Genomic DNA, 24,055 nt, shown 5'->3' on the forward strand with positions numbered 1-24,055 from the left:
TGGTCTATCTGAGGGAAATATCCGCCCGTGCTGCCTGACCTTCGGCATCAATAACGGAAAGATGTAAAAAGCCGGGGCCCGCCAGCGGTATCTGGGATTGTCTTTCGTAGGTCGACACAACAACGGGCTGGCCGTTCATCAACCATGTGAAGGGTGCAAGGCCATTGCGGACCTTCACGACCAAAGTGTCAGATAAATCAAGCACCGCGCCGTCTGGTGGAAAGGCGAGCTTTGGTGCGTTGTTGTCAGGCTCAAAGACAGCGGTTCGGCTGCGGAACCGTTGCAAGGGTTGTGGCAGGTCTGCATTGCCGACGATCAGCGTTGCGGGTGGTGGTGGCGGGAGCGGGGCCAGCTCTGGCTTCAGACGCGCAAATGCATCAAACAGCAATGGGGCTGCAAGATCTCCGCCAAACACTCCGGGGACAGGTGTTCCGTCAGGGCGACCAAACCAAACACCAATCACATGTTTACCATCATAACCAATGGCCCATGCGTCCCGGTGGCCGTAAGAGGTGCCTGTCTTGTAGGCAAGCCTGTTGCGCGGCGCATTCGGCGGAGGGGCAAGACCCGAGAGTATGTTTCCCACCTGCCACGCGGCCTCGGGTGACGTCACATTTGCATTGTTTTCAGCCTGAATAGAGCCTGTTTTCCAACGCAATGGCTGCGACATACCGCCATTCGCAAGGGCACCGTAAAGCTGCACCATGTCCGTCAGGGTGATCCCGACCCCACCCAGAGCAACAGCAAGTCCTGGTTGACCGCCAGGGACGACTGGCGTGGCACCCGAGCGACGCAAACGCGCCATCAAATGCGCGGGTCCCAACGCCTCTGTCAGCGTCACCACGGGGATATTGAGGGACTGCTGAAGCGCATCACGCACCCTCAGTGTCCCGCGAAACGCCCCATCAAAATTTTGTGGCATATAGCTGCCAAAGGCTGTCGGGCGATCGTCGATCAGTGTTTCCGGATGCGCGAGCCCTTGCTCAAACGCGAGAGCATAAACAAGCGGTTTAAGGGTGGAGCCCGGAGAACGCAGTGCCTGCGTCATATCGACAAATCCCTGCCGACCGTCGGCGCGGTACGAAGCCGACCCAACCGAGGCGAGGATTTCGCCAGTTTGATGATCTGCAACCAGCATTGCAACAGACAGACGGTCGCCATGCCCGGCCACTGCATCACTGGCGAGTTTTTCCAAGGAAGATTGTAGCGCGGCATCAAGTGTCAGATCGTGACGATTCTGCTGGGAATTCTCCGCAATAGCGCGATCCGCAATATGGGGGGCCAAGGCAGGAAAACTACGCCTTTCCGCCGGAACAGACTCTGTTTTTGCGGCAATTACGTCGCCAGCATCCAATATTCCAGCGCGACTCATGCGCTCCAAAACACGATCCCGAGCAACTGTTGCACGACCTTGGTAACGGTCTGGCCTACGTGTTTCCGGGGCCTGAGGCAAAGCGATCAACACCGCAGCTTGAGCCGGGGTTAACCGACGCGGATCTTTACCAAAATATGCGCGTGTTGCCGCGCGCAATCCTTCCAGATTTCCGCCAAACGGTGCTCGATTGAGATAAAGCGTCAATATCTGCTCTTTTGTGAGCTGTCTTTCCAGGGCCAGTGCGACCCTGATCTGGCGCAGCTTTCCGGCCCAATGGCCGGTACCACTATCTTCCAGCAAACGCGCAACCTGCATGGTCAGTGTGGAGCCGCCTGAAACCACCCGCCCATTCCATATGGCTTGCCCTAGCGCGCGCAGCATGGCACGCAAATCAACGCCGGAATGCTGGAAGAACCTTTTATCCTCAAACGCGATAAGCATCTGAAGGTAGCCGGGGTCTGTTCCGTCAAGCGTGGTCGCCAACCGCCAGCGCCCATCGGCAACGGTATATGCCCGCAACAATGTTCCGTCGCGCGCCAGAACCTCGACCGATGTTTCCGTCAGCAAAACTGGCAGTTCTGTCGCGTTCACCCAGCGATCAAATTCATCGCGAACGGCAGCCGTAATCAACAACCCCGCAACCAGCAGGAAGATGCCAAAGCGGCGTATCATTCAACAACCTTGATCTGCCCCGCAGCAGTGCGGGCGCGGAACGCTGGGCGATACATATCTTCAACGCTTGCCGCCGGATGGTGGAATGAGCCCGGTGAAATCGCTCGGACGATATAGGCAAGCCGGAAAGGCTTATCGCTGCGCCAGTCAACAGCGGCAAGAAAACGATCTTGCCGAAACTCCGTAGTTTCCACGTCCTCATGCAATTCCAACCACTCAAGTGCGCCGATATCACCCCCACGCATCAGGTTCGGGTTATCAATTTCAAACCCAGCCGGAAGCGGGTCATTGACCATCAGGCGTGCCTCGATTTTCGCGAAGGGTGAGACCTTGATAACAGTCACAAGACGCGTCCCGACAGGAACACGATCTGGCGCTACTTCAGCACCATCTAAGGTGTAATAGAGCCTTTCTATAGCATACCCATTGCCGCCCGCCGGCTCTGGTTCCGAGGGGATACCAAAGGTAGTTACCGTAACTGTGGCTTCATTTTCACTACCGTTACGGATTTCAAGTGAACCGGTATTTGTCTGGCTCTCGAGAACACGCACAAGTGGGCCATCAACCGATTCACCGCTCACCGTGAAGCCCTGCATCTGCGGAGACTGGATCAGGGCGTTTGCCGCCAGAAGGGTCCACATCGCCTCTTGCGTTGATCGGTTGCGAGAACCCTGCAAAGGCGCAATTCGATCCGCAAGCGTGGCACGATCAATCACCTCTGTCCCGGCCTCAACCGCAAGGGTCAACACCGCAGCCGCATCGCGCAGGTTGGTGCCATAATCGGTGCGCCAAAGCTGCGCGGTCTCGTCACCCATCCGGCTGGCCATCAGGCGCGCAGCGCGGGCAAACATTGCATCTGCGCGAGTCTGGTCACCATAGCTTGCCAATGCCGCAGCAAGCTGCGCGGCGGCAAGCGGCGTGGAAAAGGCATCGCCTTTTACATCGGCGTAGTAACGCAAGTCGCCCGTGGCTGCGGCCCCTTCGCGTGCCAAAACAAAGAGCGCATAGGCAATCTCTTGCCCGCCCTCATCAAAATCAGGGGCGTAGTTGACCTGATTTCGCAGATTATTCAGGGCCTGCCGGAACGCCAGATCAGGAACGGTAAAGCCCTGCGTTCGGGCGCGACCCAGGAAGTCTGTGACATAAGCATCAAGCCAGAAGTCACCTGTATCTGCGCGCCACAGGCCAAACGCCCCATTCGAGGATTGGTTGGTCAGAACCTCTGCAATCGCCTGATTAATGCGCAAGGCAACCTGATCACGCGTTGCAAGGCCCATCACCTCTGCAACCTGATCGAAATACAGCAGCGGCAGCGCTCGCGATGTGACCTGTTCGGTACAGCCATAGGGGTAACGATCAAGCGCCTGCAAAAGACCCGGCGCATCGAACCGTGCAAGCGGGCCAACTGAAAGGGTTGCAGTGCCAGTTCCGGAACGCAGATCAGCAAAAACATCCGCATCAAAGCTGAAACTTTTCCCCGCAGCGAGTGTAAACCGGCTGGTGCGCGCGATCTCAGGATCGCCAATTTGCACCGGAATAGTGACTGTTTTGGTGAGCTGCCGACCATCGGGTGTGGTTAGCGCAATGTTGATCGTTTGCAGGCCAACATCCCCTGCCGTGACGGGTACGGAAACTGTGAATTTGCCTTGGTCACCGATATCAAAGCCCGATGGAAGCGTGCCAAGCGTTACCCCATCTGCCGTTACATCAAGCCCAACCCGACCGGATGGCCCGGTGGCATGCACCACTTCCAATAGCATCCGGGTCTCATCCCCCGGCGACAGGAACCGGGGCAAACTGGCGGTAACTACAACCGGATCGCGCACCAGAATGTCTGCCTCTGCCTGACCCACGCCAGTGCCCGACCAGACCACAGCCATCAGCCGAACGGTGCCATTGAACGACGGCATGTCAAAGCTGGTGCGCGCAATACCATCTGCGCCAACCGTGACCGGGCCGGAGAAGTAGGCAACGAGTTCCTCAGTCGGCGGCGGGGATTGCAGCCGGCCTTGCGCACCAGCGTCTCCACCAGAGCGCACGGTGCCCATTGCCCCATTCATTCCGTCAATCAGGCGGCCATAAAGATCACGCATTCCCATGCCCAGCTTGCGCTGACCAAAGTAGTGATCCGATGGGTCCGGGCTTTCAAAGGCTGTGAGATTGAGGATGCCAACATCTACAGCGGCAATTGTCGCATAAGCGGTTTCGCCCGGAGAAATCTCGTCAACTTTCAAGGCGACATCAAGCGCAGACCGCGGAGCAGATTCTGCCGGAACATCGAACGATGCAGTAAGCTTGTGCAGCCCCGGATCAACTGGTGCATACGAAAGGCCCAGCGCGCGGGCAGGGTTATGCCCTACTGCAACATCCATCGGGCGAATGACTGTAGCGGTGACGTAAGCCCCGGCACCCCAGTCATCCGTCACCGTAAGCGGGATCAGGTTTTCACCCTCAGACACCTCGACCGTCTGCATATCAATAAGGCGGTTTGAAACGACCGTGATCAGCGCCTTTCCCGCATATCGTGGCACAACACGCAAAGTCGCGGTCTCACCGCTTGCGTAAGCTGGTTTGTCTAGCGACACGGCCAGCGTATCAGGTGTGGCCGACGCATCTGCCGGTGCGTACCAGCCCGCGTAAAAGTCTGTAGAGCTGGCAGTATAGTCACTGCCAAGGCGTTCTACTTTAACTTCATAGCGACCCCATTCGACTGGTGCGCTAATCTCAAGCGGGGTGCCGTTCAGGTCAGCCTCACCACTTGCCACACGACTACGTGTAACCGTTGGCTCCCAGTTCCAGTTGCCGTAAAGTCGATACCACTGATAGTGTGTTTCGACCCGGTTGATTGACCAGCGTACCCGCATTGGGGTTGGGGTTTCTGTTTCATCAATAGCGATCACATTAAAATGGGCTTTGCTGCCTTCGGCGACAACGCCGTCAAACAAGGGCTTGATCCCAATAAGCGAGCTTGCAGGGGCAAGGCGTTGTGTCAGTTCACGCTCTACCGGGCGACCGGACCCTTCGGCCACACGCACGGTCAGACGTGCCTCAAGTGGGCGATCAATCACGCCTTCGAACTGTGGAAAGGTCACTGGCAGCATCGCGCGGCCAGCGGCATCTGTGCGCTGCCCGAATGGCAGAACATCTATCTGTGGTTCGAACCTCTGGTCATATCGGCCAAAGACATACCCGGGAAAGTCGGGCAGCCCGTTTGTTGCACGGACCAGAACTTCGCCTTCAACAGGCAATTCCGCGCCGGGTGCCCCGAACAGGTATCGCGCATCAACAGTCAGTGTTGGCTGATCGCTTAGACGCAACGGCGTGTCGGGGAGTGCGAGGATAAAGTCGATCCGCTCTGGCAAAAGATCCTCAACCAGAAAACTGGTGCGGGTCAGCGCCGGCGCATCCGGATCAGCGTAAAGCGCCAGTCGCCAGGTGCCTCGTGGTGCCGAAGGAATGATGGGCAGGTCGAAAACATGGCCTCCTGCCTGTGCATCGGTCGAGGTTTCACGGCTGTATTCCACACCATCGGGGCGGGTCAGTACCGCGGTTAGCGGCAGACCAGAAAGCGCCTCTGCCTTTCCATCACGCGCTAGTGCAGTCGCATGCACTGTTTCACCAGCGCGGTAGGCGCCCCTGTCAGTCGTTACAAAAACATCGATGGCCCCGGCAGGTGCACGGCCTTCGACCCCGCGATCCGAGAGGTCAAACTCTGGGTCAGTCAGCGACAGAAACGCAATGTCTGTTTTCCGGTCTGCCACTGTCAAAAGTGCCGGAGCAGACGCGCCGCGCCCGCTGATCAGACCCTCTGCGAAATGCGCATAGCCACGCGCATCGGTCATAGTCTCAGCCAATACCGCGTTCGCACGTGAAAGCAGGGTGACGGCTGTGCCTTCTTTTGGCGCAGCGCTTCCCAGGCTTCGCACAAAGACATGCAGCCCATCTGCACCGCTCAGCGTGGCAATTCCAAGGTCAGAAAGAACAAACCATTGCGTCGCTGTAGGCGTATCACTGTCGGAACCCGGAACTGACGCACGCAGGGTATAAATGCCCGCTGGCAACTCCCCGATAACATCGCCCATTGGCAGGCGCGTGGTCATATCCTGATTGAGCGTCATCTCAACGCTGCCAGTACCCTGCCATATCTGTTCGGCAATATCAGAACTGAAGTTCTGTTCCTGCCAATAATTCATCGGACGGCCAAAGTAATTGTCCTGAATGGCACGCAGAAGGTTACGATCACTCACTCGGCTGAGTGTCAGATCAACAGTATCAACGTTGACCGATTCAATTGGCAGAGCAGCATCGCCAGACTTTGGCAATACGTAGGCTCTACCTGAGAACCTAACAGCAGGGCTGCGATCGCGAACGTAAAGGTTCAGTTCAACCGATTTGCTAAGCGCTTCGCCACTGGCGGCAGGCAGTCCTTCACGGAACTGAACGCGGTAGCGGCTGCCATGTTCGACACCCTCTATGCAAATCTGTTGCCCGTTCTGTTCAACGGTCATCCCAGCTTCAGGCAATTGCACATAAGGTGAATAATCTAACCCAGCCTGCACCAGATCTTCGGAAAACACAGCGCAGATCCGCGGGGTTGCGGCGTCGCTGTCAACGGTGTGCTCTGTGATGCGGAAACCATATTTGCCAATTGCGTCTTCCAGCGCGGCTTGTGTTTCGTCCCGTGGCTGCGTGGCCTGTGCAAGCCTTAGAGCCGGGATCATATCACGCCCACGATTCTGTCTTTCAAGTGCTTGCGCCAGGACAGTCAGTGCAGAAACCTGTTCTGCTGTGGTCGATGCCCGCAGATAGCTATTGACCGATGCTGACACTGCACGAGCGTTATAGGTATAGCTTTGGTCGCGATCCTCTGTCGCCAGTTGAAGCGCAAAGCGCGCATACTCGGCCCATTGATCAGGTGCATCAGTCAGGTTAAGCGCAGCACCGGTAAACCATAATGCGTTTCGTGTTTCACCCGCTGCGGCGCGGGTACGGGCGGCATTCAGATGTGCCTTTGCGGTCCATTCGCCAGTCACATGCAAACCAGCCAGCTCCCCTGCCAGTGAACGCGCGGCCGCTAGATCATTCTCATTCAAAAACCCAAGCGAAGCCTGTCGCGTTGCGGCGGTTGCTAAAACAGTGGTGTCTGTCCGCAAAACCCGACCCGAAACCGCACCTTCATAAGGCTGCGCCTCGGTCACCGTGCTTTTTGGAAAGCAAGCATTCGAGCGTGTGTTGAAGGTAAAAGCGCTGCAATCTTTGTTCGAGAGGCAAATGCGCTGACAGGCCTCCAGCGTTGTATCAAAAATATTCTGCAGGTCTGAGCCATAGAAATCCAGATCTCGGGTCAATGTAAGACGCCTTTCAGGCATAGCACTTTCGGCCCAAAGCGTGGTGGCTGAAAAGAATAAAACAACAAATGAATTGAAAATAAAACGCATCGGACACCTCCTCGGCTTTCGATCAATGGTCGCACGGCTACAGCGGGTTTGGCAACATTTTCCCCGTCGCGGTTAAGTGCCTGTTCAGGCTGTTCTGGAATAGTCCGTCAAAGACGATTCGGAATTTTCCGAGGTGATGGAATGAGCCTTTCAGAAAAACTCGCGCAGGAAAGACGCGCGCGATTGGCAGCAGAGCGGCTTTTGGAATTGAAACAGACGGAACTGTTTCAAGCGAACCAAAAGCTAAGTCACCATGCACGCGCGTTATCAGATGAAATTATCGAAAAACGTCAGGAAATGAATGATGTTCGATCTGTGGCCGAAGCATTGAAAGGTGAAAACACCAAGGTTCGGTTTGATCTGAAGACTGCAGAAAGCAAAGTGGTGATCGCCGAACGAAGGTTGTGGGATTCCATTGAAACGATCGAAGACGGCTTTGCCGTTTTCGACAAAGAGCACAGGCTGGTCGCCGCGAACAAAAGCTATCTTGCAGCCTTTGACGGTATTGAAGAAGCCGCACCTTTTGTCACCTATACACGCCTGCTGGAACTGGCAACCGAAGAAGGCATTGTCGATATTGGCGATCAATGCCCGTCCGCTTGGCAGACGGAAATGCTCATACGCTGGCACAAAGAAGAAATCCCACAACAAACTATAAAGCTGTGGAATGGGCACTACCTGAAACTGGTGGATAAACGGTCACGCGATGGCGAGACCGTGTCCCTTGCACTCAACATCACCGATACGATCCAACACGAAAAAGAAATGAAGGAAGCGCGCAAAAAAGCAGAGGCTGCAAACCGCGCGAAATCTACCTTTCTGGCAAACATGAGCCATGAAATTCGCACCCCGATGAATGGGGTTGTCGGAATGGCCAACCTGCTGCGCGAAACTGCGCTGAACGAAGAGCAGCTGTTATACGCCAACACAATCAAAAGCTCCGCTGAGGCATTGTTGGTGATTATCAATGATGTTCTGGACTATTCGAAAATTGAAGCGAAAAAACTGACGCTTAATCCTGCACCATTTGATCTGGAACGTTGCATTTATGAAATTGTTTTTCTTCTGCTTCCTTCTGCGCGCGAGAAGGGCATCGACCTGCTTGTTGACTTTGATTTGTTGCTTCCAACCGTCTTTATCGGGGATGTTGGGCGCATTCGGCAGGTGCTGACCAACCTCATCGGAAATGCGCTTAAATTCACGCTTGAAGGGTACGTCGTGATCAACGTTGTTGGTTTTGAGAAGACTGAACCTGGCGTTACGCAAATTCATATATCTATCGAAGACACCGGTATCGGCATTCCCGCGGACATGGTCGATCATGTTTTTGGAGAATTCAATCAGGTCGAAGATGAGCGTAACCGCAAATTTGAAGGCACCGGGCTTGGCCTTGCGATTAGCAAAGAACTGATCGAATTAATGGGTGGTGAGCTTTGGGTAGACTCTGTCGTGGATGAAGGGTCTTGCTTTGGGTTCATGGTGTCGCTTCCGGTTGCAGATACGCAGCAAAGGGCGCTCTCGGCCTTGCCCAACCATTTAATGCATGCCGCAATCGTAACGCCAAACCCCATGACTGGCGAAATCCTTAACCGTCAACTTTCTGCACTTGGTGTTCAATCAAGTGTCTACCTCCGGGCGAAAGATCTGTTTGGCGGTAACACCGACAAATTTGATGTAGCCATAACCGAAACAGACCTGATTGATCTGACACCAGAGGAATTTGCCAATAAGCTGCACCAAAAGACCCCCGCACTTCCCATCATTTTCTTAACACATACGAACCAGCTGCAACTCAACAATTTTAGAGACACCGGGGTGCGCAAGCTCTTGCAGAAACCTGTGCCCCGCAGCCTGCTGTACAGTACTTTGTTAGATCTGTTCCCCCTGGAACAGTCGGTCGCAGATCTGGAGACCCATGGCGCAACGGGCCTTAAGCGACCCGGAGAACCTGGCAGAAGGATGAGGGTTCTCACCGCCGAAGATAACAAAACGAACCAACTCGTTTTTCGAAAATATGTAAAATCGCTGAACATCAAATTGAAAATCGTGAACAATGGGCAGGAGGCGATTGACGCCTATCAGGACTTTCAGCCTGACCTGATTTTCATGGACATCTCAATGCCTGAAATTGACGGGAAAGAAGCAACCCGAAAAATTCGCAAAATAGAGGTTCTTGAACAGAGACCACGCATCCCGATCATTGCCGTAACTGCGCATGCTTTAATGGGGGATGGCGCTGAAATTCTGGCAGCAGGGCTTGATTTCTACCTGACGAAACCTTTGGACAAAACCGCCATTCATAACAAAATCACCTCCGCAAAACCCAAAGATTGCGCTGATGTTTGGCCTTCTGATTACGTCCCGGTGTCAGCGAAGGCCGCCGTCTAGGCGGGCGACCGAAAGGGATTGCCATTCGGCGCAACGACGCACACCGAAAGTTAACTTTTTCAGAATCTCATTCCCAGGCTGAAGGCTAATCAACTCAACATGCTCAGTTCGACATCTGATGTCCATTTAACGCTACGCAGCCTGATCGCCCAAAAAACAAAGCCTGTCAAAGAGAGCGCCACCATGCCCGAATCTACGCCTCCCCCAAGTTCAAAGCGTTATCACTATTTCAAGATCTTCTATGCCTTATTCCTTTTAGCTTCCTATAGTGTGAGAATGGATGAATGGGGCGATCTCTGGTTTTTTGCCCTTACCACTGCATTCTGGGTGTTTGTTTGGGACATACGCCGCTACGTCCTATGGGAGCGGGCTTCAAAGCAACATTAAACTAGGACAGCATTACATCCGTCGCGTTCCATTTGTTCCAAGACATTCAGACGACTTTGATTCATACGCCCGATGTTTTCCAACTCATTCTTAACTTCAGATTTCAAACGCTCTAACTCACGCCTTGGCCCAGGGGTGGCGAGGAGGTTTATTGCGGCAGCTCCTCCTAAAGCCGTTAAAATTCCATTGGTGATATTCCGACCATTATTAATGGCCTGAGAAATTGAAACGCCAGTTCGTATTTTCTCGATATTGATTGCGAAAACGAGCAATACAAACGGTGGATTAATGCTTTAGAAACTGTGCGTGCGGAGCGTGACCGCTATCTTATGCACCGCCCTAGTCAGAAGAGAAAAAGGCTTGTCGCGCAGCGACGCAATTAAGAAACTGTTTCCATGACAGACCAAAAGGGCTTTCGCCCCCGCGCGCTAGGAGAAATAGCTATTCGGTGCAAAGACGTGCATCTAATGGCGCAGTTTTATCAGGACGTCGTCGGATTGACGCGCTTAAGCGGCGACCACAACACCAGTATTATCTTTCTCAAAATTGCAGATGGTTTTAACGGCCACACAGCCGTACTTGCACTGTTTCCCGGTGACGAACAGGATGAAGCGGGTGCACAATCCTCTCTCCACCACATTGCTCTGTCACTGCCCTATAAGGAACAAGAGGCTGTAATGACCTGGTATGAACAGATTAAACAGCCCTATACGGTGGAGCATTTTGGCTGGATCGGCTGGTGCGGGATTTTCACCAAAGACCCCGAAGGAAACACCGTAGAACTGGTTGCTTACGATGTTTCCGAATTCTCCGGATAGTCACGCAGGAAAACCCAACGGTCCTTTTCCGACATGTCAGGGATATAGCGGTAGCCGCCGCTGTCGAAATCTTTCAGACCTTCCGGGTCTGTCAGGCGGCGTTCGATCACAAAACGCGCCATCGCGCCGCGTGCCTTTTTGGCAAAAAAGCTTACGATCTTTACCTGTCCGTTTCTGTCTTCCATGAACACAGGGGTTATTACCCTGACATTGAGGGCTTTTGGATCAACCGCCGTAAAATACTCAACCGATGCGCAATTTACCAACACGTCAGTGTTTACTGCGGCTGCTGCCGTGTTCAGCGCATGGGATATCCTGTCGCCCCAATAGTCATACAGCGATTTGCCACGCTTCGTGGCAAGGCGGCTACCCATTTCAAGGCGATAGGGCTGCATCTGATCAAGCGGGCGCAAAATGCCGTATAGACCAGATAAAATGCGTAGATGATCCTGCGCCCAGTTCATTTCGTCGTCAGAAAGGGTTGCAGCCTCAAGCCCCAGATAGGTATCCCCCGCAAACATCAGTGCAGCGGGCGCAGTTTCCTCTGGCTCGGGTTCCGCCTTGAAACCGGCGAAACGGCCCGCGTTCAGGCGTGCAAGGTTTTCGCTGATCCCCATAAGTTTTTGCAGCTTCGGAACCGAAAGCTTGCGTGCAACATCTGCAAGGGTGACAGCATCATCCTGAAACACAGGGGCGGTCTTTGGCAGCTCTGTCCCTGCCTTTTCGTTCAGCCGTTTGGCCGGGGAAACCACCACCAACATCTGCGTTATCCTTCCGTAAGAACTTCAAGAAATGCAGGGCCAAACCGTTCTGCCCGCTTGTCACCCAGCATTCTGGTAATACTACCGATCTCTTTTGGGCGCATTGCCGCAATTTTAGCAAGTAGCGAGGCAGAACAGCTCATCGGTTTATCCGTCCCGTCCGGGCCGCGCTGTAACTCTGCCTGCACTTCCAACAACTGGTCATAAAGGGTACCGGCATTGCGCCCGGATAGCTTTCGTCTGGCAGGGTGCGAAGCTTCAGTTGCATCACCCGTGATGACCTGCAAAAACTCGGACCCATAGCTTTCCAGCTTCTTCGCTCCGACGCCACCAATACCGGCCATCTGATCCATCGTGGCCGGTCTGGTTTCAGCCATCTCTATCAGCGTGCGATCATTAAAAATTATATAGGCTGGCACATTTGCAGCTTCAGCCAATGCGCGGCGTTTCGCCTTTAGCGCAGACAATAGCGGGGCATCTTCGTCGCTGACCAGCGACTTTACAGCAGGACGGCGCAGCGCATTCTTTATCGTGTCACGACGCAGTTCAATCCTAGCCTCGTCCCGCAAGATCGGCCTCGCGATGTCTGTCATGCGCAGCGCACCGTGGCGTTCTGAATCGGGACGCACAAGGTCATGACCCATCATCTGCCGGAAAATTGCCTGCCATTCCGGGCTGCTGTATTCCTTGCCGACACCAAAGGTTGGCAAGGTTTCGTGCCCGCGCTGACGCACCTTGTCAGTTTCTTTGCCTGTCAGAATGTCGATCAGATGCCCGGCGCCAAAATACTCGCCCGTGCGCAGAATTGCGGACAGGGCTTTCCTGACGGCAACGGTCCCGTCAAAAACATCGGCTGGGGTTTCACAAAGATCGCAGTTGCCACAGGGGTCCGGCGTTTCACCAAAATAGCGCAGCAAGGTCTGTCGACGACACCGCAGCGATTCAGCCAGCCCCAGCAGCGCGTTCAGACGCGCATGGTCTGCCATGCGGCGTTCTGCTGGTGCCAAGCTTTCGTCAATTTGAGTTCGCCGCAGACGAATATCTTCCGGACCAAACAAAGTAAGCGTTTCTGCAGGCGCACCATCGCGACCCGCACGGCCAATTTCCTGATAGTAAGCCTCGATCGACTTAGGCAGATCCGCGTGCGCTACCCAACGGATATCGGGCTTATCGATACCCATGCCAAAGGCAACGGTTGCAACAACAATCAAACCATCTTCTCGCTGAAAACGGGATTCGACCACGCGGCGGTCTTCGGCTGCCATGCCACCATGATAATGGCATGCCAGATGTCCGGCGTCTGAAAGGGCACGTGCGAGAGATTCCGTTTTGGCGCGGGTGCCACAATAGACAATGCCCGGCTGACCTTTGCGCGCGCTGGCGAACGACAAAATCTGTTGGCGCGGGCTGTTCTTTGCCTGAAACGCAAGGTTTATATTGGGCCGGTCAAAACCATAAAGAAAGCTGGCCGGCGGCTCACCCTCAAACAGACGGGTGACAATCTCAGCGCGCGTTTCTTCATCCGCTGTTGCGGTAAATGCGGCAAGCGGAACATTTAGGTTCTTCCTCAGCTCACCAATACGCAGGTAATCGGGGCGGAAATCATGCCCCCATTGGCTGACGCAATGCGCCTCATCCACCGCTATCAGACTGACACCAACACGCCGAAGCATATTTTGTGTACCACCCGCTGAAAGACGTTCGGGTGCCATATAAAGAAGTTTCAGGCGACCCGCATCGAGCGCCTGATACACCTCTTCAGTTTCTTCATCTGTGTTTCCGGATGTAAGCGCCCCGGCCTCTACCCCGGCTTGACGCAAGGCACGCACCTGATCGCGCATCAGGGCAATCAGCGGGGAGATCACAACCGTTACGCCTTCGCGGCAAAGCGCAGGAAGTTGAAAGCAAAGCGATTTTCCACCACCCGTCGGCATGATTGCCAGCGTGTTCTGACCCGCAATCACAGCATCAACAATCTCGGCCTGTCCGGGGCGAAACTCAGAGAATCCAAAGACAGATGACAGAAATTCCTGCGCGCGGGACATGGGCCTCTAATTTTGTTTATTGCTCGATTTGCCCGGACTATTTCACACCGCCTGCGCGGCGACAATCCCTAGTAGAAAAGTGCAGCGTTGTTGCGCAGGATTATCCGAACGGCAATCAGCGCGATGAACGCAACCAGCGGGGCCAGATCAAGGCCGCTTACCGGGGGTAAAAACTGTCTGATACGGCTGTAAACCGGCTCTAACAAACGGTTCAGGCTGTCCCAGACCTGCGCAACGATTGGCTGGTGCAAGTTCAGTACCTGAAAGTTGATCAGCCAGCTCATGATAATATGTGCGATCATGATGAACCAAAGCACATCAAGGATCATCATCAGGATTTGGTAAAGTGAAGTCATGCGCGCGGTACCTTTGTTCAAAAACCCGTGGCCAAGACCTAAGCATTACGTTGCTATGACGCAAGCTATGTTCCGCTACGTTGGGCTTGACCTCTGCAATTCTCTCACGCACCAGAGCAGTCGAAGGAGAGTTGCAGATGTACCCGTTTTTCCGCATGACAAAAGAGTTGTACGTAAGCCGAAATGCCGATCCGCTGCCTTTCACGGGAACACATGTATCGCATCACAGGTGCTGGCCGTGGGATCTTGACCTTTGGCTGGAGCTGAACAATGGGCGCACGCTTACGCTTTTTGATCTGGGCCGTATTCCCCTTGCCCGTCGCGTTGGGTTGATAACAGCGCTTCGTAAAAACGGCTGGGGTCTGACGATGGCAGGTGTTTCCGTGCGCTACCGACAACGCGTGCGGGTCATGGACAAGGTCGAAATTCACAGCCGTGCGGTCGGTTGGGACGACAGGTTTATCTATATTGATCAGACAATGTGGAAACGTGGTGAGTGCACCAGCCAGGCGCTTTATCGAACTGCCGTCACCAGCAAGGACGGCATCGTCACGCCGATACGCGTGATGGAGACGATAGGCGACGTCGTCGAAAGCCCCGCTTTGCCAGCCTGGGTTAAGAACTGGATCGATGCGGATGCAACCCGGCCCTGGCCACCGGAGCGAACCGCGGACTGAACCATCGCTTGCGCAGCGTCTGCTTTGGCTATCTTATCAAGGAAAAGAACCGGGGTACGAGCAATGGCGGAAGTCACGCTGAAGAAGAAAATCTGGGGTTGGTTCTTCTTTGACTGGGCCAGCCAACCCTATAACACGCTATTGCTGACGTTTATTTTTGGCCCTTACATTAAATCTATCATCGGTGACGGCGCCGATGCGCAGGCTATTTGGGGGTTTGGTGTTGCGGCGGCGGGCATATTGATTGCGCTGTTTGCTCCGATACTTGGCGCAATCGCCGACAACTCTGGCAATCGCATACGCTGGATCTGGCTGTTTTCACTCATGTATTTCGTAGGGGCCTTCGGGCTTTGGTGGTCAGCACCCGACAATTTCAACCTGACATTTATTATGGTGTCATTTGTGATTGGGCTGATCGGGATGGAGTTTGCCACCATCTTTACAAACTCCATGCTGCCTGACCTTGGCCCACGTGAAGAGATCGGCCGTTTGTCTGGCAACGGCTGGGCCTTTGGCTACGTTGGCGGTTTGCTAGCGCTTATCACAATGCTGTTGTTTTTTGCAGAACAAGGGAACGGCAAAACGCTGGCAGGGCTTGATCCGTTGTTCGGTCTGGATGCGACCGCGCGCGAGGGAACCAGGTTTGTTGGCCCGCTCGCCGCAATCTGGTTTGCTGTTTTCATGATTCCGTTTTTCCTTTGGGTAAAAGACCCCAAGCAAACCGGGATATCTGTTGCTCGAACCTCGGGGGCAATGTCTGATCTTTGGAAAACGATCAAACGGCTTCCCCGTTCACCCAGCCTGTTTGCCTACCTCGGCTCATCCATGTTCTACCGCGATGCGCTGAACGGGATTTACACCTTTGGTGGAATTTACGCGGCAGGGGTTCTTGAATGGAGCACGGTTGATACCGGGATATTCGGTATTCTGGCGATTATCACCGGTGCGGTCTTTGCATGGATTGGGGGTCGTGCAGATGCAGCCTATGGCCCAAAACCGGTGATCAAACTATGCGTGGTTACCTTAACAATCGTCGCTGTTCTGGTGGTGTTTGTTTCGCGCACTCATGTCTTTGGCATCGCGGTTGATGCGTCCTCAAAACTGCCAGATATTGCTTTTTATGTTCTCGGAGCAGCAATCGGGGCCGCTGGTGGGGCTCTGCAATCGGCAAGCCGAACGATGATGGTCTATCAAGCGAATCCCAACCGCATGACAGAGGCGTTTGGACTTTACGCACTCTCAGGTAAGGCAACGTCATTCATTGCGCCTCTTTTGATAGGGACGGTTACCGCGATAACCGGTAGTCAGAGCCTCGGAATATCGCCGCTTATCGCACTCTTTGTTTTAGGACTGGTTTTGCTAAGATGGGTCAAACCAGAAGGAGATCATGGCGCATGATGTATCGAGCGGTTGCAGCCTTTGTTCTGAGCATCTGCTTGGCAGGATCTGCTGCTGCAGAACAACCTGCAAAAGAACTTTTTGGCGCAATGCGAAGCGGGTCTGAGCAACACGCGGCACCGCTTGGCAGTTACGCACGCGGATGCGTTGCGGGGGCAGTTCAGCTTCCCGAAACCGGGCCGACCTGGCAGGCCATGCGGCTTAGCCGGAACCGCAATTGGGGACACCCCGAAACTGTTGCATTCATCGAACGGCTTAGTCGTCATGCCCGCAGTTTCGGCTGGAATGGGCTCTACATCGGTGACATGTCGCAGCCGCGGGGCGGGCCGATGCTGTCTGGTCACAGATCGCATCAGATTGGTCTGGATGCAGATATCTGGATGCGGCCAGCGATGAATTTGACACTTAGCCGCCGCCAGCGCGAAAACCTGTCTTCTGTTTCGATGCGGCGCGCTGAAGGGGCTTATGTCAACAACGATTGGACGCCAGCGCATCACGCCATTCTCCGGGCTGCCGCAAGTGACCCTGCGGTCGCCCGGATTTTCCTATTTCCGGGCGCGAAGGTTCAGATGTGCAACGACGAAACCGGTGACCGGACGTGGTTGCGCAAGATCCGGCCATGGTGGGGACATCACTATCATTTCCACGTGCGCCTGAAATGCCCAAGGGGAGCGCGCAATTGCACGAACCAAGACCCACCGCCCGCCGGAGACGGATGCGCAGAGGCACAAAAATGGGTTGATGACATTCTGAACCCGCCCCCGCCACAGCCGGTTGACCCGAATGCACCACCGCCTCGTGCGCGGCGCGAGCTTACTTTGGCGGACCTGCCGCAGCAGTGCAGAAGCGTGTTGTCGGCGAACTGAGAGGCACGTGACCCGCTAAGAATGCCTTGATCTGGCGCATCAGCCTGTGCTACGTGCGCCGCGTCCTGCATGTTGCAGGGCCAAGTCTCCGCTACCTTGATAAAACGGACCAGATTTATGACCAGAATTCTTCCCGGCGTAATCGCCATGGCTGCCATTGTTGTGGCGTCCAACATCCTTGTGCAGTTCCTGTTTGGCAACTGGCTGACGTGGGGTGCCTTCATATACCCGCTTTCGTTTCTTGTGACTGATGTGATGAACCGCGTTTATGGCTCTGACGCGGCACGCAAAGTTGTGTTCGTCGGTTTCATCGCGGGCATTGTTTGTTCCCTGATTGGCTCGCAAATCATGATCGAAGTTGCACCCGAAGTTCTGGTGCCTGCCGTTGCATTGCGTATCGCAATCGGCTCTGCAATTGCCTTTTTGGTCGCCCAATTGCTGGATGTTGCGATTTTCAACCGACTGCGCGACGGGGCATGGTGGCGTGCACCTTTGGCGTCCACACTGGTCGGGTCAACCATCGACACGGCCCTGTTCTTCTCTATCGCTTTTGCCGGATCAATAACCGTATTTGGAACCGCGGCGAACGAAGCTGTCGCATGGGCCGGTGGCGTCGTACCCTTCCTTGGCGTGGGTGCCGAAGCACCGCTTTGGGTGTCGCTTGCCGTCGCTGATTGGGTTGTGAAAACGACAATCGCACTGATCGCACTGGTGCCTTTTAGGCTGCTCGTTGGCAAAATGATGGCAAATGCTGCGTAATTTCTTTTGACAAACACAAAATATGTGCCACGCTCCTAGTTGTGAATATCAACCAGAAAGGAGGTGCCAATGATTATTGGGAAACAGGAGCAACTGGTAAAGGTTACAGGCGAGAGGACGATTTAGGGGGCAGCCCCTCTACTTAACAATCTGGCTACAGGCGCACCTCCGGGTCCCTGCTTGCCACCTCCAATTCTCGAGGAGAGCCCGTGCGAAGCTCGCGCGGGCTCTTTCCGTTTTTACGTACCGACGATAGACTTTGAACCATGTTGCAGATCAACGATGACATAACGCTGGCCGATTGGGAGCTGAGCGAAAGCTTCACCCGCTCGTCCGGCCCCGGCGGGCAGAATGTGAACAAGGTCTCGACAGCGGTCGAGCTACGGTTCGAGGCCGCGCGCAGCCCAAATCTGACACCTGCCGTGAAGACCCGGCTTAAGCGACTCGCAGGACGGCGCTGGACACTGGACGGCGCACTCATCCTGCGGGTCGAAGACACCCGCAGCCAGACCCGCAACCGCGAAATCGCGCGGGAACGGCTGACAGAGTTGGTGCGAAAAGCACTGGTCGCCCCGAAACGCCGGATCGCGACAAGACCAACGTTAGGGTCGAAAAAGCGACGGCTGAAGGCCAAGAAGGTGCGCGGGGAAGTGAAGACGCTGCGGGGACGGGTTGAGGGGGAGCAATGAACGGTGTTTAGTATCTATTCTCCGAACTAACAGTCTGGTGATTAGGCTTTCAATTGGCGCGGAACCTTCCTGACAAATAAGCTCTAGTTGACGGCGATTGCGCACTCAAAGATTTTTGTATCTGCTTAAATTCATTTGTAACTTCACTTATTATTTCTGCCGCTGATCTCCCTACACCAGATTCTTTCGATGGAATTTCTGCTTGTGGTTTAGCAATTGAGGTTGCAAGCTTGCTCATAAATATCTCCCAAAACTTTTTGTTCACAATGAATCAAGACGTGAATCGTATCAAGCATATAGTTGAGAAACTCACCAACTCCTAAAGAGGATTTAAAAAACCATATGTCCGACCCACATAATTTTCCTGAGCTAGTATTCGGTTTGGTTGGCCCGATTGGATGCGACATTCACGAGGTTGAGCAAGCACTAGCTAACGCTCTAAAGGAGGTAGATTATTCACCTCATCTAATTAGTTTGAGCGAGTCGATTGCCGACTTGTTAGCAATAAAGAAAAATGAAAGACCGATACTCAATACTCTTGAGAAAAAGATTGATGCTGGAAATGAAGTGCGAGAGCTATTTGGTCAAAAAGGTATACTTGCGGTTGAAGCAATTCGAAGAATTAGACATTCTAGAAATCAAGAGCATTCCACACGCGGTACCAAAATACCAGCTGTCGAAGGTGCGAACGAACTTATTGAACTAAGCGACTTTCCTGCGACCAAAACAGCTTACATAGTCAGGCAACTCAAAAGACCAGAAGAAATTGAACTTTTGGAAAGAGTATATGGAAAGCAATTTATTCAGGTGTCGATCACTCAAGAGAAATCCAAACGGCATGCGAATATATCTCAAAGGACCAGAGTTGAGCTGCCGAATCTGGATAACGATGCTTGTGATGAGCATGCCAGAAAGTTAATAAAAAGAGACGAAAATGAAGACGAGGACGGTAACGGAAACAAGTTGATTTTCGGCCAAAAACTTGGAGTAATTTTTCAGTTTGGAGATGTTTTTATTGATGCTTCAACGCAAGATACAATTTCCAATACATGCCGTCGCTTCATACGAGCTCTGTTTGGCCAAACTAGCATTGCGCCTACACGAGACGAATTTGGTAGTTATCTCGCTAAAGCTGCATCGTTAAGATCCGTCGATCTGTCTCGCCAAGTTGGCGCTGCAATTATTTCAAAAGATGGGGACCTTATTACAATCGGTTGTAACGAAGTTCCCAAACCCTCCGGTGGAAATTACTGGGACGAAGATGAAAACAAAGCACGCGATGTCGATAAAAAAGCAGAAGCTAACAAAGAAGAAACAAATAGAATTATTTTTGATTTTCTGAGAGTTCTGAAAGAAAAAAACGTTATTCGAAAAAAAAGACGCCAGAAAAAATTCTATCTAAAAGCAAAATCCGCGATGCGATAAACGACTCACTAATTGGAAGTATTACTGAATATGGTCGAATGGTTCACGCCGAAATGAATGCAATAACAGACGCGGCAAGACTTGGGCGCGGCGTGAAAAACGCAATTCTATACGTTACGACGTTCCCATGTCACAATTGTGCGAAACATATTATCGCCGCAGGCATAAAACGTATCGTGTTCATTGAACCCTACCCCAAAAGCAGAACGGAACTATTATATGGCGATGCAATTGCGACGAGCCAGAAAGATACAGATTCCCTTCAACTTGAGCACTTCTCCGGAATTTCACCAAGAAGATATCGTGACATATTCGAGAAAGGTAAAAGACGCGACAAATCTGGAAAAGTTTTTGATTGGTATGAGAATGTCTGCAAGCCCCGAATTGGTCGCCGAGAAACAGACTATACCGTCGCTGAAAGACAGGCCTTAATAGACAACCCTTATAACATAGAGAATGGCTAAACCACCACTTCCACCGCCTCCTGCTCCCCTACCCCAAACACACGTTTATACCGGGCAATCTCATCCGCCGGACCCATTGCTTTGTTTGGGTTGTCTGACAGTTTGACGGTTGGGCGTCCGTTGGCCGAGATGGCTTTGCAGACCAGCGAGAATGGTGCGAGGGCGTCGTTGGGCACAAGGCCACGAAAGTCATTGGTCAGCAATGTGCCCCAGCCAAATGCTATCTTTACCCGGCCTTCGAATTGCGTGTTCAGTTCCAGTATCTTTTCAACATCCAGCCCATCAGAAAAAATCACCAGCTTTTCGCGCGGGTCTTCACCGCGACTTTTCCACCAGTTAATCACAATTTCTGCACCTGTCGCAGGGTCGCCTGAATCGATCCGGATGCCTGTCCACTGGTTCAGCCATTCTGGTGCGTCGTTCAGGAAGCCTTCTGTTCCGTAGGTGTCAGGCAGAATGACCTGCAGGTTACCGTCATGTTCATCCTGCCAGTCGGCAAGCACCTGATAGGGGGCCTGTGCGAGTTCTTCGTCACTGTCCGCCAATGCAGAATACACCATCGGGAGTTCATGCGCGTTGGTGCCGATCGCCTCTACCTCGCGGTGCATGGCGATCAGGCAGTTTGAGGTGCCGACAAAGCTGTCGCCCAGCCCTTCCAGCATTGCCTGCACACACCAGTCCTGCCACAGAAAGCTGTGGCGGCGGCGGGTGCCAAAATCGGCGATTTTGAGCGAGTCTACATCGCGCAGGCGTTCAACCTTTTCCCAGACCTTGGTCATTGCACGGGCGTAAAGCACCTGTAGCTCAAACCGGCCCATGCCTTTCAACACCGCGCGGCTGCGCAGCTCCATCAGCACGGACAGAGCGGGAATTTCCCAAAGCATGGCCTCTGGCCAGCTGCCCTCAAACGTCAGTTCATATTGGTCATTCCGGCGTTCAAGGTGGTAGGCGGGCAGGCGCAACTGTTCGAACCATTCCATAAAATCCGAGCGGAACATCTGGCGTTTGCCGTAGAACATGTTGCCGCGCAACCAGGTGCTTTCCCCGCGCGACAAGGACAGGGTGCGAATGTGATCTAGCTGTTCGCGTAGTTCGCCTTCGTCAATCAAATCTGCAAGCGGGATATGCGTGGAGCGGTTGATCAGTGAAAAGGTAACATTCGTGTCAGGCTTGTTGCGAAACACCGACTGGCACATCAGAAGTTTGTAAAAATCGGTATCGATCAACGACCGGACGATTGGGTCGATCTTCCATTTGTGGTTATAAACCCGGGTTGCGATATCAACCATTACCAGACTCCTGTGCCAACGGCGTTGATACGCCATCGAACGGCGCAGGTGTAGCATTTTTCATAAGAGACAATGGGCGCGATCTGATCAGTCAACAAGCTCAACGCCTACAGCCTTCATACCTTTAATGGCCGCATCAAGTGATCCATCAAGATCGATCGCGCGACAGGCCGGGGTGACAACAGAAACGTCAAATCCAAGATTGGCCGCATCAACAGCGGAAAAATTCACACAAAAATCAGTGGCGAGGCCAACCATCGTAAGCGTCGTAACACCGCGCGTGCGAAGATACCCTTCCAGCCCGGTTGGTGTTTTATGGTCATTTTCGAAAAAGGCGGAATAGCTGTCTATTTCAGGACGGAACCCCTTGCGGATGATCATATTCGCTGGGTCCGTTTCAAGCGCTGAATGAAACGCCGCCCCTGTAGACCCCTGAACACAATGATCCGGCCAAAGCACCTGTGGGCCATAAGGCATCTCTGTCATCTCAAACGGCGATTTGCCAGTATGACTGGACGCAAAGGATGAATGCCCAGCCGGGTGCCAGTCTTGCGTGAAAACGCGCACGTGAAAGTCACGCAGCATCCCGTTTATCAGCGGCACGATTTCATCACCCCCCGCAACGGCAAGGGCACCACCGGGGCAGAAATCATTTTGCACATCTATGACAATCAGGGCTTCGTTTGCAGGTCTCATTCAGATGCTCCTTCTGTGCCTGTACCTTGCCTATTCAGCACCCGGCCCTGCGTCAATGCTGCACTCTTGCATAGACGCGCAGACAGGAATAAATGACGGCCATGATTATCGTAGCTGCTCTATATCATTTCACCCGGTTCGACGACATCGCCGCCATCCAAAAACCCTTGCAGGCGCTTTGCGACACGTATGGCAACAAAGGGTCCTTATTGCTGGCACGCGAAGGCATCAATGGCACAGTAGCCGGAAGCCGCGAAGGTCTGGATGCCATGCTGGCGCATATTCGCACCCTGCCCGGTTGTTCCGATCTGGAGCACAAGGAAAGCCCCGCTTCAACGATGCCATTCAACCGCATGAAAGTTCGCCTGAAGCGCGAGATCGTGACCATGGGCCAGCCTGATGTGGACCCGCTGGCAGCTGTTGGAAACTATGTTGCGCCAAAAGACTGGAACGACCTGATCCGCCAGGATGATGTTGTCATCATTGATACACGCAATGATTACGAGGTGGCGATTGGTACCTTTGAGGGTGCAATTGACCCGCTGACCAAAAGCTTTGGCGAGTTTCCGGATTGGTGGCAGGAAAACAAAGACCGTTTTCACAACAAACGCGTCGCGATGTTCTGCACTGGCGGTATACGTTGCGAAAAATCAACTAATTACTTGATTGGTCAGGGTGTGGAAGACGTCTTTCACCTGAAAGGCGGCATACTCAAATACCTCGAGGACGTCCCGGCAGACGACAGCACATGGAATGGTGAATGTTTCGTTTTTGATCAGCGGGTGTCAGTGGGCCAGGGTTTGGTGGAGGGACCGCACGAGTTGTGCTTTGCCTGCCGTCGGCCAATCTTGCCCGAAGACAAGGCTCGTCCCGAGTATGAGGAGGGCGTAAGCTGCCATCTTTGTGTTGACGAGCAAACTGAAAGTCAGCGCGAACGTTTTCGCGAGCGGCAAAAACAAATTGCGTTGTCAAAGGCCCGCGGCGAAAGCCACATGGGGCCTTAAGCGGCAGGTTTTCGCATCATTTGTACGAACAGTTTTCCAGATTAAGATTGCATTCATGCCTCTCTGTTACCCCTAAACACGGGTGAGAAAAGAGGTGGTGGGATGAGCGCGATGCCAAACGCGCCAGTCATCATAAAGCGGAAGAAGATTGTTGTAAGCACCGGCCACCATGGGGGGCCTGGAAGGTTGCTTACGCAGATTTTGTAACGGCCATGATGGCCTTCTTCATGCTTATGTGGCTGCTGAACGCAACGACTGAACAACAACGCAAGGGGCTTGCTGATTACTTTAGCCCCACCATTCCAGTGAACCGGATTTCCGGTGGGGGTGATGGTGCTTTCAGCGGTGACAGTGTCTTTTCAGAAGAAACACTGGCGCAAAACGGGACAGGCGCATCATCACACAAACCAACCGAAGAAAATTGTCTAGCCCCCAATTTCAGTACCAGTAATTTTCGTTTTCTCTAATAAGGTTTCAAGCACTGGCGGGCGCATGTTCAATGCGTGATGTGGTCTTATCCGGTTGTATTGCCTGAGCCAAACATTGAT

Annotated in this window: 18 protein-coding genes and 1 pseudogene; 11 read left to right on the forward strand and 8 right to left on the reverse strand. The window is 53.4% G+C overall.

The window, feature by feature from the left end; genetic code table 11:
• Nucleotides 1-4: 4 nt before the first annotated feature.
• Both pbpC and J4E70_RS15275 read right to left on the reverse strand, forming a co-directional pair.
• Nucleotides 5-2,047, reverse strand: coding sequence for a penicillin-binding protein 1C (pbpC, locus tag J4E70_RS15270; protein WP_213890514.1), 2,043 nt, complete (start codon nt 2,045-2,047; stop codon nt 5-7).
• Entirely contained in the window at nt 2,044-7,485 is a 5,442-nt protein-coding gene (locus J4E70_RS15275; RefSeq protein ID WP_213890515.1) for an alpha-2-macroglobulin family protein, read from the reverse strand. The genes pbpC and J4E70_RS15275 overlap by 4 nt, the downstream gene beginning before the upstream one ends.
• 141 nt (nt 7,486-7,626) lie before the next feature.
• On the opposite strand from J4E70_RS15275, the gene J4E70_RS15280 reads away from it, so the two are divergent.
• Nucleotides 7,627-9,873 (forward strand): response regulator, encoded by a 2,247-nt coding sequence (locus J4E70_RS15280; RefSeq protein WP_213890516.1) that lies wholly within the window; start codon nt 7,627-7,629, stop codon nt 9,871-9,873.
• A 782-nt stretch (nt 9,874-10,655) separates the two neighbouring features.
• On the forward strand, nt 10,656-11,078 hold the full coding sequence (locus J4E70_RS15285; RefSeq protein ID WP_213890517.1) for a VOC family protein: 423 nt from the start codon (nt 10,656-10,658) through the stop codon (nt 11,076-11,078).
• Here J4E70_RS15285 and yaaA read toward each other — a convergent pair.
• The 3 genes from yaaA to J4E70_RS15300 form a co-directional block, all read right to left on the reverse strand.
• Nucleotides 11,051-11,839 carry a peroxide stress protein YaaA gene (gene yaaA / locus J4E70_RS15290; RefSeq protein ID WP_213890518.1) on the reverse strand — a complete coding sequence of 263 codons (789 nt, stop codon included), beginning with the start codon at nt 11,837-11,839 and terminating at the stop codon, nt 11,051-11,053. The two genes, J4E70_RS15285 and yaaA, sit on opposite strands and share 28 nt — an antisense overlap.
• A 5-nt stretch (nt 11,840-11,844) precedes the next feature.
• Nucleotides 11,845-13,884: a DNA helicase RecQ gene (gene recQ, locus J4E70_RS15295; protein WP_213890519.1), complete on the reverse strand. Its 2,040-nt coding sequence runs from the start codon at nt 13,882-13,884 to the stop codon at nt 11,845-11,847.
• A gap of 68 nt (nt 13,885-13,952) precedes the next feature.
• A complete protein-coding gene (locus tag J4E70_RS15300; RefSeq protein ID WP_213890520.1) occupies nt 13,953-14,240 on the reverse strand; it encodes a YggT family protein in 288 nt (95 codons plus the stop codon).
• A 137-nt stretch (nt 14,241-14,377) separates the two neighbouring features.
• Between J4E70_RS15300 and J4E70_RS15305 the strand changes: the two genes are divergently transcribed.
• The 5 genes from J4E70_RS15305 (at nt 14,378) to arfB (ending at nt 18,629) form a co-directional block, all read left to right on the forward strand.
• Complete coding sequence (locus J4E70_RS15305; protein WP_213890521.1) at nt 14,378-14,917, forward strand: acyl-CoA thioesterase; 540 nt, start codon at nt 14,378-14,380, stop codon at nt 14,915-14,917.
• 63 nt (nt 14,918-14,980) lie between these two features.
• Nucleotides 14,981-16,315 (forward strand): MFS transporter, encoded by a 1,335-nt coding sequence (locus tag J4E70_RS15310; RefSeq protein WP_213890522.1) that lies wholly within the window; start codon nt 14,981-14,983, stop codon nt 16,313-16,315.
• Nucleotides 16,312-17,181 (forward strand): penicillin-insensitive murein endopeptidase, encoded by an 870-nt coding sequence (gene mepA / locus J4E70_RS15315; RefSeq protein WP_213890523.1) that lies wholly within the window; start codon nt 16,312-16,314, stop codon nt 17,179-17,181. Before J4E70_RS15310 ends, mepA begins: the two co-directional genes overlap by 4 nt.
• Before the next feature lie 117 nt (nt 17,182-17,298).
• Entirely contained in the window at nt 17,299-17,940 is a 642-nt protein-coding gene (locus J4E70_RS15320) for a queuosine precursor transporter (RefSeq protein ID WP_213890524.1), read from the forward strand.
• Between the two features lie 266 nt (nt 17,941-18,206).
• Nucleotides 18,207-18,629, forward strand: coding sequence for an alternative ribosome rescue aminoacyl-tRNA hydrolase ArfB (arfB, locus tag J4E70_RS15325; protein ID WP_213890525.1), 423 nt, complete (start codon nt 18,207-18,209; stop codon nt 18,627-18,629).
• Between the two features lie 49 nt (nt 18,630-18,678).
• Here the strand turns inward: arfB and J4E70_RS15330 are convergent, their stop codons facing one another.
• A complete protein-coding gene (locus tag J4E70_RS15330) occupies nt 18,679-18,867 on the reverse strand; it encodes a hypothetical protein (RefSeq protein ID WP_213890526.1) in 189 nt (62 codons plus the stop codon).
• Nucleotides 18,868-18,971: 104 nt separating this feature from the next.
• Between J4E70_RS15330 and J4E70_RS15335 the strand changes: the two genes are divergently transcribed.
• Nucleotides 18,972-20,054 carry a hypothetical protein gene (locus tag J4E70_RS15335; RefSeq protein WP_213890527.1) on the forward strand — a complete coding sequence of 361 codons (1,083 nt, stop codon included), beginning with the start codon at nt 18,972-18,974 and terminating at the stop codon, nt 20,052-20,054.
• A gap of 20 nt (nt 20,055-20,074) precedes the next feature.
• Entirely contained in the window at nt 20,075-20,518 is a 444-nt protein-coding gene (locus J4E70_RS19725; RefSeq protein ID WP_425516553.1) for a deaminase, read from the forward strand.
• Here J4E70_RS19725 and pncB read toward each other — a convergent pair.
• Both pncB and pncA read right to left on the reverse strand, forming a co-directional pair.
• Nucleotides 20,515-21,807 carry a nicotinate phosphoribosyltransferase gene (gene pncB, locus J4E70_RS15345; RefSeq protein WP_213890529.1) on the reverse strand — a complete coding sequence of 431 codons (1,293 nt, stop codon included), beginning with the start codon at nt 21,805-21,807 and terminating at the stop codon, nt 20,515-20,517. The genes J4E70_RS19725 and pncB overlap by 4 nt on opposite strands.
• A gap of 87 nt (nt 21,808-21,894) precedes the next feature.
• Complete coding sequence (gene pncA / locus J4E70_RS15350; RefSeq protein ID WP_213890530.1) at nt 21,895-22,503, reverse strand: bifunctional nicotinamidase/pyrazinamidase; 609 nt, start codon at nt 22,501-22,503, stop codon at nt 21,895-21,897.
• Between the two features lie 101 nt (nt 22,504-22,604).
• Between pncA and trhO the strand changes: the two genes are divergently transcribed.
• Together trhO and J4E70_RS15360 are read left to right on the forward strand one after the other, a co-directional pair.
• Complete coding sequence (trhO, locus tag J4E70_RS15355; protein WP_213890536.1) at nt 22,605-23,507, forward strand: oxygen-dependent tRNA uridine(34) hydroxylase TrhO; 903 nt, start codon at nt 22,605-22,607, stop codon at nt 23,505-23,507.
• A gap of 102 nt (nt 23,508-23,609) precedes the next feature.
• Nucleotides 23,610-23,923: pseudogene (locus tag J4E70_RS15360) on the forward strand (flagellar motor protein MotB); the annotation flags it as partial.
• Between the last annotated feature and the right edge of the window lie 132 nt (nt 23,924-24,055).

Origin of the sequence: Pseudohalocynthiibacter aestuariivivens, from assembly GCF_018457175.1 — a bacterium.
Lineage (GTDB): Bacteria > Pseudomonadota > Alphaproteobacteria > Rhodobacterales > Rhodobacteraceae > Pseudohalocynthiibacter > Pseudohalocynthiibacter aestuariivivens.